Origin of the sequence: Neorhizobium sp. 2083, assembly GCF_031455615.1 — a bacterium.
Classification (GTDB): Bacteria; Pseudomonadota; Alphaproteobacteria; order Rhizobiales; family Rhizobiaceae; genus Neorhizobium.
The window spans coordinates 1-12,923 of record NZ_JAVDTC010000002.1 but is presented as its reverse complement, the minus strand read 5'-3'; the positions used below and the strand labels follow the sequence as shown (position 1 = coordinate 12,923).

At 50.9% G+C, this 12,923-nt stretch carries 10 protein-coding genes and 2 pseudogenes; 9 read left to right on the top strand and 3 right to left on the bottom strand.

The features are described from left to right. Positions 1-297 precede the first annotated feature (297 nt). Complete coding sequence (locus J2X76_RS08065) at positions 298-1,113, bottom strand: methyltransferase domain-containing protein (protein WP_310214818.1); 816 nt, start codon at positions 1,111-1,113, stop codon at positions 298-300. 175 nt (positions 1,114-1,288) lie between these two features. Here J2X76_RS08065 and J2X76_RS08060 point away from each other — a divergent pair. The 3 genes and pseudogenes from J2X76_RS08060 (at position 1,289) to J2X76_RS08050 (ending at position 4,491) form a co-directional block, all read left to right on the top strand. Then, a pseudogene (locus tag J2X76_RS08060) lies at positions 1,289-2,425 on the top strand (IS3 family transposase). Positions 2,426-3,319: 894 nt separating this feature from the next. Beyond that, a pseudogene (locus tag J2X76_RS08055) lies at positions 3,320-3,583 on the top strand (IS3 family transposase); the annotation flags it as partial. Positions 3,584-3,711: 128 nt separating this feature from the next. Then, positions 3,712-4,491, top strand: a complete 780-nt coding sequence (locus J2X76_RS08050) for an ABC transporter permease (protein ID WP_310214815.1) — start codon at positions 3,712-3,714, stop codon at positions 4,489-4,491. Between the two features lie 365 nt (positions 4,492-4,856). Here J2X76_RS08050 and J2X76_RS08045 read toward each other — a convergent pair whose 3' ends face one another. Together J2X76_RS08045 and J2X76_RS08040 are read right to left on the bottom strand one after the other, a co-directional pair. After that, on the bottom strand, positions 4,857-6,014 hold the full coding sequence (locus J2X76_RS08045; RefSeq protein WP_310214812.1) for a class I SAM-dependent methyltransferase: 1,158 nt from the start codon (positions 6,012-6,014) through the stop codon (positions 4,857-4,859). Positions 6,015-6,588: 574 nt separating this feature from the next. Beyond that, positions 6,589-6,771 carry a hypothetical protein gene (locus J2X76_RS08040; protein ID WP_310214809.1) on the bottom strand — a complete coding sequence of 61 codons (183 nt, stop codon included), beginning with the start codon at positions 6,769-6,771 and terminating at the stop codon, positions 6,589-6,591. Positions 6,772-6,887: 116 nt separating this feature from the next. Here J2X76_RS08040 and J2X76_RS31585 point away from each other — a divergent pair, with 116 nt between their 5' ends. The 6 genes from J2X76_RS31585 to J2X76_RS08015 all read left to right on the top strand — a co-directional run bounded on the left by J2X76_RS31585 (position 6,888) and on the right by J2X76_RS08015 (position 12,822). Continuing rightward, positions 6,888-7,256 carry a transposase gene (locus J2X76_RS31585; RefSeq protein ID WP_405030003.1) on the top strand — a complete coding sequence of 123 codons (369 nt, stop codon included), beginning with the start codon at positions 6,888-6,890 and terminating at the stop codon, positions 7,254-7,256. 224 nt (positions 7,257-7,480) lie between these two features. Then, the gene (galE, locus tag J2X76_RS08035; RefSeq protein ID WP_310214806.1) at positions 7,481-8,476 is read left to right on the top strand and encodes a UDP-glucose 4-epimerase GalE; all 996 of its coding nucleotides are present in this window, start codon (positions 7,481-7,483) and stop codon (positions 8,474-8,476) included. A 359-nt stretch (positions 8,477-8,835) separates the two neighbouring features. After that, positions 8,836-9,828 (top strand): glycosyltransferase, encoded by a 993-nt coding sequence (locus tag J2X76_RS08030; RefSeq protein WP_310214804.1) that lies wholly within the window; start codon positions 8,836-8,838, stop codon positions 9,826-9,828. Then, positions 9,828-10,802, top strand: coding sequence for a glycosyltransferase (locus J2X76_RS08025; RefSeq protein WP_310214802.1), 975 nt, complete (start codon positions 9,828-9,830; stop codon positions 10,800-10,802). Before J2X76_RS08030 ends, J2X76_RS08025 begins: the two co-directional genes overlap by 1 nt. A gap of 6 nt (positions 10,803-10,808) precedes the next feature. Continuing rightward, on the top strand, positions 10,809-11,729 hold the full coding sequence (locus J2X76_RS08020; protein WP_310214800.1) for a class I SAM-dependent methyltransferase: 921 nt from the start codon (positions 10,809-10,811) through the stop codon (positions 11,727-11,729). Next, on the top strand, positions 11,719-12,822 hold the full coding sequence (locus J2X76_RS08015; RefSeq protein ID WP_310214797.1) for a hypothetical protein: 1,104 nt from the start codon (positions 11,719-11,721) through the stop codon (positions 12,820-12,822). The genes J2X76_RS08020 and J2X76_RS08015 overlap by 11 nt, the downstream gene beginning before the upstream one ends. The last annotated feature ends 101 nt before the right edge of the window (positions 12,823-12,923 follow it).

The window sequence follows — 12,923 nt, the reverse complement described above, 5'->3', positions numbered from 1 at the left end:
CTCTTTCCGCAGTTAAATGTAATCTTCGACGGGTCTCAGCTAGATAGGAGCAAGAAAACTTTGCTATCCTTTCCTCAACGCGTCTCCAAATGCGGTGCAGAATATACCACTTAACGAGAATTTGCTTGGACCCGTCCCAGATCACCGCCGGGCTGCCTTGGTTTTTTCGAGGGGACTGATCATAATAAAGCTCGTTGTCTTCAGGCATTTGCGACTTCAAGGACCATTGGGGCCGCGTCGGACGCTTTTGGCAAAGAACGCGGGTGGGATTCGGTCATGTTCTTCCATGACCACTGACTAGTTATCCGGCGCGACCAAATTGCTCTGCTCAACTGTCCCCAAGGAAGCGACGACAGCTGATTGGAAAGATGCAATGCGGTTACTAAAATCTCCACCTAACCCCACAGGGACATCGTTTCGTTTCCTGAAAACGTTGATAAGGTAGCCTTCAGACATTAGCACCTCGTGGCTTGCGAAGCCGGCGACTTCATCACTGAAGTTGATGTCGTGGTCGCGATTCCAAATCACGAAGTCATTGTGCCTCATAGTAAGGTTCCATTGATGGAAGCCGCTATACTGCTCATGCTCAGCCTCGTTGTGGGCGTGCCGCAACATCACATATCCACCGACCCTGCAGACGGTGAGCATCTGCAGAAGGACGCGGACGGGGTCTATTGCGTGGTCTAAGGCATTCTGACAGTGGACGATATCAAACGTATTCTGTCCGAAAAGAAGTTCGATGTCCTCTCCGAGCGCAAACATAGTCCTGATTTGCGGTCTAATCCGGTGCTTCTCCAGCAGACGATCATATTGATCTGCCAATGCGTCGGTTGGAACTATCTCAAGTCGATAGCCAGGGCGGGTCGCTCCTAGGCACGTGAGCGGACCTGCGCCTATATCCAAAATTTGAACATCTGGTTTCGGGAGTCTGTCAATAATTGGTCCGATCATGCCATCGATTGGGCGATCAGGCGTCATCCTATTTGCGAAGTCTTCGCAATGTTGACCGCCGCGGCTCCCAAGCCACCGATCCCAGTAGTTAATTTCGTATTGTACTCCCGCTACCCACTGGCCCCACATTTGGGCAAGGGACTTCACGTTTTGACGTAGCATTTAACCCTCTGAAAGTCCCATCGACGCTCTGCGAACGATGCGCGCCCAATGCGCTCGCAATCGGTATATTCAGTAAGCGACGAGCGCAACTGCTTTCATGTTCCTTATGCGCTGGCCTGCTGCCGGTTTCATGGACATCGAGTTAAGGTGTTCCTCCTGAAACCGGAGAGCATGAATGCGAAGACGAATATGCAGCCGCGAGTATAAGCTTGAGGCTGTGAAGCTTGTCAGGGGTACGTGGGGTTACTGTTGCGCAAGCTGCTCGAGATCTTGATGTCCACGAGAATGTCTTGCGCAAATGGGTTCGTGAATACGGCGACGATCCCAGCCAGTCGTTTCCTGGAAAAGGCCAAATGAAGCCGGAGCAGCTTGAGATCGAGCTGTTCCGTCGTGAAGTCGCCAAGCTGAAGGCGGAGCGCGATATCCTAAAAAACGCCGCAGCCTACTTTGCCAGGGACGCGATATGAAGTTCCGTTCATTGCAAAGCATCGTTCGATCTGGCCGGTGGCGTGTCTCTGCGAAGCGCTCGGAGTTTCCCGATCAGGCTTTCACGCCTGGTTCAATCGTTTTCCACGTGCACACGCCCACTATGATTAGGTCTTGCTGGACAAGATCACGCAGAGCTTCAAGTCCAGCGACCGCACTTATGGTGCTCGACGGGTCTGGCACGATGTGCAGGAAGAGGGGTTATCCTGTGGCCTACATCGTATAGAGCGGCTGATGCGCGTGAATGCGCTTAGCGCCAGGCCAAGACGGCGTGGCTTGCCGAAGGATGCCGGTGACCGTGCCGTCATCATGCCGAACGTCCTCGACCACCAGTTCGTAGGGGACAATCCGAACCAGAAGGGGGTGGCTGACTTCACCTATATCTGGACCGCAGAAGGCTGGTTGTATGTCGCAGCATTCATCGACCTGTTCTCACGACGTGTCATTGGCTGGTCGATGAATGCCAACATGACGGCCCAACTCGTCACCGATGCACTGATCATGGCGATCTGGCGTCGAGGAAAACCGGACGCGCTCCTGCATCATTCCGATCAGGGTAGCCAATATACGAGCGAGCAGTTCCAGCCCCTTATGGGCGACTACGGCCTGTCCGATGAGCCGCTCTGGAAATGTCTGGAACAACGCAGCAAGGGAGAGCTTCTTCTCATCACTGAAAACGGAGAGAACGGCACGCAAGATATATCGCACGAGAAACGATGCCAGAGCGGACGTGTTCGATTACATAGAGCGCTTCTACAACCCGAAACGTCGCCCACTGGACTATCTCAGCCCCAATGACTGTAAAACCAAGGTGGGATTAGCTTAATCTCGTGTCCGATAAACCGGCAGCAGGCCAAACACCGCTTTCGTCTATTCGCACCGCCGCAAAATTCTAATGAATCATGGCATGGTAGCGATGATCCGATCAGTTTGCTTACGTTGACGACATAGCTCATTGGCGCCCGCCGCTCCCTGAGAAGGGCAGCGACCCTACGCTAGCCGGAGGTCACTGAGCATCTATATGTTTGCGAAAGGCAGGCGCCGGTTCGGCAAATTGTCAACCGGAATTTGCGCTCCCCTGGCATTCATCCTTCCTGTGCATCTCACGCAAAGGGCGGCGCCCACGTTTATTTCACGGACGAGAGCCGCTGCAGGTCGAATATCTCTACGTTCCCTCCATACCTCGTTTGATGGATTCGACTGAGCACATTTGTGGGCACATACTGAGTCTTTGACGCGGGGTATTGGGGCAATCCGGATGAACCATGACAACGAAAGGGAACGACGTGACGAAATCAATGGGCGGTCTGGATGGCTAAGTTACATGCTACTTGGCGTGTACGGCCATAAGAATTATCAGAACGAACAACGGCTAGACACTGGCAAAGATAATGCCGCATCCGGCCGTGTTGCAAGAGCGATGGTGAGGCAGGAGGCAGCAGTGCCGACCAGTGTAACTTTTCGCATAGAAGGGCGCTCCTAGACATCGATGAGCCTTAAGTGCCCCCTGGATCAAGCGGCTTTGTCACCGCTATCCGCTTATCTCGTTGTGCTGGAGTTGGCCATCAATAATTGAACAAATCAGATTGCTGTTTGGAGGTTTGATAACTTACGAGGCGAGCGCCTCCAGCATAGTCTTATTAACCGCACCGTGTTTGTCGGAACTCCAACTTCAGAGAAAGTGGAGCCGATACAGCAAGAAACGGATAAATTCTCGCCTGAAGGACGCGTCGAGCCGTCAGTCGGAAGTGTCCGCGACAGCTACGACAGCGCCCTAGTCGAACGATCAACTGTCTCCACATGGCAGAGATCATCAATCAGCGCGGAACGTGGCGCAGCTTCGAAATATCGAGATTCGCCTCCGTGGAATGAGGTCGATCGGTTCAGCAACCGACGACTTCTGGAGCCTATCGGCAACATTCCGCAAGCTGAAGCCGAGGAGCAGTATTACGCAATGCTGGACGAACCGGCCATGGCAGCATAATTTAAACCAAACAGCCTTCGGCAACCCGACGCGATTCAATTTTTCTCGCGCTATGCTGCTGAACCAAGCTTTACTAGGGCTGGCTACATGGTCACCACGGTGGACACAAGGAGCGCGGCAACGCAAATATGCAAGGAAGTCCGATTATCGAAAAGCTCAACGTCATGCACGCTGTTATCCTGCGTGATATTCGAAGCCGTTTTTTCAATCACGGCCTCGGGTTCTTGATCGTGCCGCTGTTTCCGTTGGGACACGTCATAATGCTGTTGGTGGTGTATCACATCTTCAATCGCCAGGCCGTTTTCGGTGATGACTTGCAGTTATTCTTTGCTACCGGGTTGGTTCCTGCGCTAGCGTTTAGCTACGTCTCGAGATTCATGTCGATATCGTTAGTGGCTAACAAAGGGATGATGGCATTTCCGATTGTGCGATTGCTTGACATTATTCTCGCCAGAGCTTTTCTTGAGGCCGTTGCAATAAATATGTCGGTGTTCGTGTTATTTTTCTCCTTGCTGGCAGCGGGGTCCGATTCAATTCCCAACGATGTCGCTCAGGCCGTTCAGGCTTTTTCTGTCACGCTAGTTTTAGCGCTGGGTTTTGGCATTATCGCGAGCGTGATAACGGCCATTTTCCCAATGTTTGCAATGATTTACGGATTTTCTATGGTTGGTTTCTACCTAACCTCAGGAGCCCCCATTTATCTCCACGTTTTTCCAGAGCAATTGGTGAGACTCTGCGCGTGGAACCCAGTGTTTCACTCCGTCGAGTGGATGCGTTCGAGCTACTATCTCGGTTATCCAGACCAGTACCTTGACAAAGAATATTTGGTTGGATTCGCATTTGGTAGTTTGGCAATAGGATTGGTTCTTGAACGAAGCCTACGAGCTCAAATTCTGGCTGGTCGTTAGCAGCTGCTCAGCTAATCGGGGACAACGTGATTTTCCATGTAAGCGGCACGCAGACTTAAAGCATTGAATTTTGCGTTGCGTCTGTAACCCCACCGTGAAAGCGATCCCCGGTAAAGCTTACATTACCAGAAGTAGCTACTCATCCATCAAAAATGGGCTGAATGTTCGATCGAAAGAACTACTTGTTTTCTGAGTCGGGCGCCTAATCCTCTTAAGGCGGTGCCTCGTGTGGGTTCAACACGAAGTGACGGCCACGCGATTCCGTCTCGATGTCGGTATCCATACGGGCACGACGGCTTCCATCGAGTCCTACTCGCTACATGACGAGTTTGCGGCGCGTTGGCATCGGCGGTTTCTTGTAATATTCACCTCCGACGCTGAAGGTTGCGCAGAACCCAGCTTTTTATCCAGCTCCCAAATGGGTAGCGGCCCAAATACATATCGCTGCTGGCGCTCATATCCAGCGATCTATCACTACGCTTTTGCAAGAGGTAGACATCTTGGTTTTCTTGGTTTTGCGCCTTTCCGAAGTATATAACGTCCCACTTATCAGAAAGATTACGCTCCACCCATGACGGAAGAAAATATGCATTACCATACCCTTTGGCACTAAGCCCCTCAGGTGAATTACCAATATATATCTCCTCAAAGACAAAATCAGTATTGGCTAGTCCCTCCAGCAAGGCTAGAATTCTGCGCGGCGGGTATAGTTGCATTTTGTTGTAAAAGCTTATTGATGTATCTCCGTGCGCGGTAAATAGAAGCCAACCATTACTTTCGACAAGCCGATACATCTCTTCGAACCACGCGAGTGCTTCTTTTTCTCCAAGATGAGACCATATCGAAATAGCTATAACGCCGCGATAAGCGCCATCGCTTTCGTGAAGAGGCGGCCTTGGGTTGGAAACCGAGAACTTTGCGCCCGGGATGTTCTTATTTGCCCAATCGATCGAGGAGGGTATCGGATCGACCCCATGAAACGAACTATCCGGCGCTACGGCCTTGAGAACACGAATTAACGAGCCGGATGAGCAGCCAAAGTCGAGATACTTTTGATTCGGTTCGAAGGATATACCAGAGAGGCTGAGTACAGATGCGACCATATCCGCACTGTAAAGGTCCCCGACGTAAGCCTCCGGTCTTTGCATTCGGTGGATGTTATGTGGGGGGTTAGTAATTGACGTCCTTAATTTTCTTCTCAACTCTGGAAAAAAATATGAGGCCGACGTGATTAAATTATGATGGGAGTCCGGAAGATCAAGTTCCACCAGCCGTTTCCGTACCTCCGCCAAATCTGCTTCAGAAAGCGAGGAGAGGATTTTTTTCGATGCAATCGGAAGGTGAGCTGAAATGTCATGCGCAACATTCAAATGGTTTTCGATAAGCTGATCGATAAGACCTCGATCATCGATCAAATCGATGAGAGTACGATAACGCGAGTTAGCTGCAGGGAGCCAAACGTGCTGATCGAAGGATATCTCATGGTGATACGGGTTTCTTGGATTCGTTGGATTTCTTGTCAAAGGTTGGATCTAGCTGCTTTGGTTGGGGTGGAAGTCTGTCAATTGGGCGATGCTGCTTCATGATGTGGACAGCATTGAGCCGGTGATCGAAACGGCAAACAGGAAAACAAGTTGACATGCCGCAGGAAATTTAACCATTTATTAGCTTTGGGTTTGAATTCGCTGTCTAGCATCGAAACCCGGGAGCGGCAAATGTCGAGCACGAGTGAAAAGCGCAGAAAGCAGTCATCTTTTCTCACCTTCGACGGAGATAGTCCGGACGCAGAAATGGACCGTCAGCTAACAAACGTTCTGATGGAGAACTCAATCCGTTTACCTGCACGTCAATCGTTTGAATCTGCCGCGCCCGTGCAAGGTACACACCGTTTCACTGCGGTCTCCGAATTTGGCCTTCTATTAATTTTTTTGCCTGTTCTGTGGATTTACGGACTTGTAGAAGGTCGCATACTGGATGCTGACGAGGCTCTTTAGATAGGAACTTCCGCCCGCATACATTGAATTGCGTGATCCCTGGTTCACTTCGCTTGCCAAAGAGCTTTGTGCGGATGGAACGCAATTGTGGTGTTTGAATGAATCAGTAGTTGGTCGAGGATGCGTCTGTTGCATCGCGCATGGGATGGACGTTAATGTGATCTCGCGTGACGGTCTTCACGAAAAGCCCGAGCCATGCGGTTCTATCTTGGACTTCCGACAAGCGTTGAGTGCGTTCCATGCCGATATCGTGCGACAGGGGTTTGATGTCATTGGCGACAAGCATGAACGGTTATCGGTCAACCATTCGATTGGCTCTGTAGGGAGCGCCCGAAGCGTGGTTTAACGGCTGTAATAACAAGCTCATGCTGTAGTGACACATCCTCGCTTTTGATTTCCTTGGTGGTGGCCAAGTGCGCAATAGTTTCCGGATCTCAGCTATCCAATGTAAGGCTCGAGGACCTTTCCTCTATTATCGCACCAGGTCTCAAGACGTCTGAATACCATCAGAGGTGCGCCGGTTCGAGGTTTCCACGGCAGCGGTCGCCGTCGTGGGTGAGCGATGAGCAGAAGGCGCAAACCGTTGCGGAGAGTTTTCAGCCGGGCATCAAGGCCTGCTCGGTGGCTCGGCGTCACGGATTGGCCCCACAGCAACTGTTCACTTGGCGCTGGCTCGCCCGAAAGCCGCTGGAAGCTGCGCCGAACCTCCAGGGCGGCCCGATGTTCGTACCGGCGGTCGTGGAAGCGGGAAGACTTTGTCCGGTCATTTAGGGGGCCACTACAACGTAGTCGTTTATTATTATTGTAGATGTTCCAGCCATCGAGAAGTCGCGGAAATCGCTGTTTACCACCAGGGAAGGGAGCGCGAGGCAGATGCCGCGATTGCTCACTGAATTAGTTGCATGACATCATGCTGGTCATAAAAGAGGAGGATTGGTTGACAAATCAGATCATACAATCTTCTAACTCCTAGTCCAACTTACGGAGCACATACGATGACGGTCCTAGTGACAGGGGGAGCTGGCTATATTGGTAGCCACATGGTTTGGTCGCTGCTGGACGCTGGCGAAGACGTTGTCGTGGTTGATTGCCTTTCAACCGGGTTTGAATGGGCCGTTGCCCCGGACGCAAAACTCTACAGGGGCGACATAGCAGACGAAGGCCTTCTATATGAAATATTTGCGACTCACCCCATTGATGCGGTCATTCATTTTGCTGGGTCCGTTGTCGTGCCGGAATCGGTTTCTGACCCACTTAAGTATTACAACAACAACACGCTAAAGTCGCACGCTTTGATTGCGGCCGCTTTAGCGGCACGGATCAAGTATTTTGTATTCTCATCGACCGCAGCGGTTTACGGCACGCCGGATAATTCCGAACCGGTGCTGGAAAGCGCGCAATTGCGACCCGAATCGCCATATGGTTCATCCAAGTTGATGACGGAAATCATGCTACGGGATGTCGCTGCTGCGTACTCCTCGTTCAAATATACGGCCCTTAGATATTTCAATGTGGCGGGCAGTGACCCCTATAGCCGCGTAGGACAATCCACTATAGGAGCGACCCACCTTTTAAAGGTGGCGTGCGAGACCGCGCTTGGCAAGCGAAGTGCTATTAGCGTGTTCGGCACAGACTATCCGACTCCCGACGGCACATGCGTGCGAGACTACATTCATGTCAGCGACTTGACTGCGGCCCATCTCAAGGCGCTTCAGCGGATGCGTAACGGTGGCGGTTCTCTAGTCGCTAATTGCGGCTACGGAAAGGGATTCTCTGTATTGGAAGTCCTAGATTGTGTGCGTGCAGTATCAGGCGTGGATTTCGCCGTAAACTTTGCGGGCCGTCGGCCTGGGGATGCCGCCTCGATCGTTGCCAATCCGACAGCGGCAGAACGTCAGTTGGATTGGGTCCCGCAATATAATGATCTTAACTTCATTGTAAAAACCGCGCTGGACTGGGAACGGGAACTTGGTAGGCGCAATTCGATCTGACATAGCGCCGGCCGGAAAAGCCGGTTTAGATTCATTGGCAAATTTGAGCAACGATATGTCGTCGTTATCTTTGCACTGCTTAGCGTAGCTAAGGGTGCCAAGGCGTATTGAAACGAACGGGACGATCGGAAAAAGGAATAGGCATGGCCCCTTTTCGTCTACCCTCATTGTCGAAAAAATTGAAACGGGCCCTTCTAGGGAATCGGCGGAAATCGCCCCTTCAGAGCAAAGCCGATTCCCTCAAAAGCTTTATATGCTATCAGAACTCGGGAGGCACTCCGCCTCTCGACACATTCGATCCTTCCCGCCTTCGGATTACGTGGGTAATACCGGATTTCCAACCTGGTGCCGGGGGGCATATGACGATTTTCCGAATTGCTCACTTTCTTGAGCGTTTCGGTCACGATGTTCAGTTATTGATCCAAAATCCAACTATTCATACAAGCGCCGAAGCGGCGCGCGAAACGATCAACAAGCATTTCCAGCCCTTCTCAGGGGCAATTACTTTGTTTGGCGGCGTCACGCCGGACAGTGAAGGGGATGCACTGATCGCGACTGATCGCTTTACCTGCTATCCCGCCCGAGCGATGGGTAAGTTTGTTCGAAAATTTTATTTTGTTCAGGATTATGAGCCAAGCTTTTACCCGATGGGATCGGAGGCTCTGTTGACCGAGGCAACTTACCGCTTCGATTTCGATTGCCTATGTGCAGGCGAATGGCTTCGCAAAATCATGTGCAACCGGTTTGGTAACTGGGCGATGTCGTGGCCGTTGGCCTACGATGAGAGCGTTTACAATTCGCCATATTCCTCGGACCGCAGCAACAGCAGGATTGCGGTATATGCCCGCCATGTAACATCCAGGCGGGCTGTTGAACTTGCATTTATTGCACTTGAAATCTTGAAAGCCAGAGATGTCAAGTTCGAGGTAGATTTCTTTGGGTGGGAATTGGGAAGCCTCAAGGTGGACTTTCCATATCGAGATCACGGCGTGTTGACTCCGCGCGCACTCGCAAGCCTTTATCGGAACGCCACGCTGGGAATGGTGTTTTCCGCGACGAACCATTCTTTAGTGAACAAAGAAATGATGGCTTGCGGCCTGCCAGTTATCGATCTCGACCTCGATACGGTCACAACGATCTTTCCTCCCGGTACAATTGCATTAACTCAACCTACGCCGGAAGCGATTGCAGATACTATTGAGCAGCTTTTGGCTCGGCCGAACGAGCGCGATCGGCTGAGAAACTCCGGGGTTTCGTACATCGAGGGGTTATCCTGGGAAAAATCAGCACGCATGATCGAGGGAGCTATTTGTTCACGTGTTCTTCAATATGTAAATGAAGGAAGCCGATGATGGCAAAGCACCGTTGTGCGGTTATTGTGCCCACCAAGAATGCCATGCCGAGTATATCACGGGTCTTGGAAAAGGTGTTGAACCAAAATACACCTTGGTCTTACGACGTAATTGTGATCGATTCGGGTTCGGGCGATGGCACGCGAGAATACTTACGCCAACAACCGCGTGTTCGCCTAATTGAGATAGAGCCAAAAAACTTCGGACATGGGAGGACGCGAAACCTTGCAATCGAGGCCGCTGACACTGAATTTGTGGCGCTTTTGACCCACGACGCTGAACCTATCGACGACAAATGGCTCCTTACGCTTGTCTCAACGGCAGAACAGGATGAACGGATCGCCGGGGTTTTCGGACGACATCTCGCCTACCCTTTGTCGTCACCATTTATTAAGAACGATATCGATAGGCATTTCGATAGCTTTCTAAAGTATCCATTGGTGGTGGATCGGCACACGGATTCCGCACGATATGCAACGGACGAAAGCTGGCGGCAGGCTCTGCATTTCTATTCGGACAATAATTCATTGATGCGAAAATCCGTATGGGAGAAATTTCCTTATCCCGATGTCGAGTTCGCGGAGGACCAGCTCTGGGCTCGATCTATCATCGAAGCCGGCTATGCGAAGGCATACGCACCGGATGCAATTGTCTATCATTCTCATGATTATACCGCTTCTCAGCAGTTCATGCGAGCATTCGACGAATCGCGACACTTCAACAAATATTTTGGATACAAGCTTTCCTCCCAACCATTGAAGGCCCTGCGCTCAATGTGCCGTCTCGCACTTTATGCATTTAAGCAGGAGATGGATGAACAGAAGTATGGAAAGATCACCACTCTGATGAGGCTTCGTAGGGCTCGTCAGTCCGCGCTTCTGGTGGCCGGCCATTTCCTCGGATCTCACCATGAGAAGCTCCCACGCTATCTAGTACAACGGCTGTCGCTTGATGGCGCCTTATTTAGAGGATAACGAGGATTGGGCATCGGCGGTGCGTGCGGTAGAAGCGAGTACAAAATGAGTCCATCAGTTAGCCTAAATAGCGCACTGACATCAGTGCGAAGGAGGCTCCAAAGAAAGTATCAGCGTGTATTTCCGCCGGCTAAAGTGGAAATGACGGAGAGCGATGAAATATTTCTGCTGAAAAATGTTAACTTCAACAACATGACAAGTGCGGAGAATTTTGAGCTTCTGTCTCCTTTTTCGATTCAGAGCAGAGAGCGATTTGCAATCAAGACGAAATCTCTAGTGCTATACACTGCCGACGAAGCAGAGATTATAATGAGACTGGAAGAAGAAGCGGCATTGAGAGCCGCCCCTTCTGGATATTCATTGAAACAACTAAATGGCGTCAACATAGGCTGCGGTGACCGTCGCGTAAGCGAATATTTGACGCCAGTTGATATCATGCGTGAAGAGTTGACCGGCGCAACCGGCACCCATCACGCGTTCCTGAAAGATGCAATTCTTGCAAATCCAGAAGATCTACCTTTCAAAGAACGAAGCCTGGATTACATCGTCGCACTCCATATGCTCGAGCACGTTGCCAATCCGATGGAAATTCTCCGTTATTGGGCAACGATATTGAAACCAGGCGGCGGCATAGGCTTGATCTTGCCAAATTATGAGTACACCTGGAACGCCATTATCGACGACAGCAAATATGGGCATAAATGGAATTCAAGTCCGTCGATATTTGAGAAGCTTTATTGGGAGAACCTAAGCGATTTGCTACAAATTGAGCAACTCGCCACATTGGAACACAAGATAAGCTTCGATGTCATCCTGCGAAAGCCCGGAGATTTCAAGCCTTTCGCCATTTCGAACCTTACGAGCCCTCACTCTGGCGCTGAATTAGCTAAAATGAATATAATGGTAAGTGAGATGCTTGATCGGTAAGTTCAACCTGGAGCATCTAACAGAAATGTACTTCAACGTATACTCGGATATCGGCTCGATCATAGAGGGGTACCTCATTCCAGACGGTTTTTCCTCAAGACCGTATGTAGCCGTGCGTTCCGGCGGGGATGATTTCGGGCCTTTCGAATGCGATGTATTCCTCGAAAGCCCATATGCACACGGGCACCACGCAACCGGCATAGTGGGATTCCAACTGAACGAAACCAAAATTTCGGGCCTGGCGAGCCGCGATGACATCGAAATCGCCGACGCGGAGAGCGGGTTTGTATTTTATCGCCGGTTCAGTCCCGATCGGCACATCTCAAAGCGCATCTTTCGCTTGGAAACGCAGATGGCTCCTCATAGCGAACTTGACAGTAGCGTGAAAAATTACTTCCAATTTTTTGCTCACGGCGTTGACCGATATGGCAGTGAGACGGTGCGTCAAATGCTGGAAATCGTGCAGCAGCAGTCAACCTATGTCAGCGGGCGCGTTATGCTGCAAAATGTCTGGAAATATCTCACCGAGGATACGATCAAAATCGTTTCCTTTCGCGATCCATTTTATGAACTCGCCATTCGGCTTGTTTCCGTGGGCTCATTTTACCGTCAGCGGGCGACATTTCTGTCAAAGCGAGACGAGATACTTCTAGCGCCAGCCATGGCCTATTTCGCAGATATGAACTTTGTCGACGAGCGTGAGCTTAAACGTAAGATAAAGAATGCGCCCAAAGATGTACTGCAGCTTTTCGAGTCACCCTTCACTAAGCAGATCTCAGCGTTCAGTCCGACAGACAGAGTTTCCCGCGACGCAATTTCCACGTGTCTGGATCTACTCTCCCAGTTCGAAATCTTCTGCTCTGATGAAAACGATGATTCGATAACGAATGATTTGTCGGAACATTTGGGCATTCCTGAGGACTCGATCGTATTTTCTCCGCCCCGGCCCGCCTTTCTGGCAATAGCGAATATGCTCCGTGGCATGAGTGCGTTGGATCATGTCTTGGAAGCCGATCTCATCCTATTTTATTTCATTGCGAAAGCGAAGGAAAAGGCTGCTGGCAACTGTCTGTCAATCAGCACCGAACATTGACCCCTTGGAGGTGCGGACGAAAACTTGGACTAACAGGGAGATAGTTCATGTATTCGTACGAAGACCGCATGAGGGCCGTGCAGCTCTATATCAAGCTCGGC

Bases quoted from the DNA above. Each gene is read 5' to 3' on its own strand.
- J2X76_RS08040 (WP_310214809.1), bottom strand. From the start codon at position 6,771: ATGCTTGTCGCCAATGACATCAAACCCCTGTCGCACGATATCGGCATG.
- J2X76_RS08050 (WP_310214815.1), top strand. From the start codon at position 3,712: ATGCAAGGAAGTCCGATTATCGAAAAGCTCAACGTCATGCACGCTGTT.
- J2X76_RS08065 (WP_310214818.1), bottom strand. From the start codon at position 1,113: ATGCTACGTCAAAACGTGAAGTCCCTTGCCCAAATGTGGGGCCAGTGG.
- J2X76_RS08025 (WP_310214802.1), top strand. From the start codon at position 9,828: ATGGCAAAGCACCGTTGTGCGGTTATTGTGCCCACCAAGAATGCCATG.
- galE (WP_310214806.1), top strand. From the start codon at position 7,481: ATGACGGTCCTAGTGACAGGGGGAGCTGGCTATATTGGTAGCCACATG.
- J2X76_RS08030 (WP_310214804.1), top strand. From the start codon at position 8,836: ATGACGATTTTCCGAATTGCTCACTTTCTTGAGCGTTTCGGTCACGAT.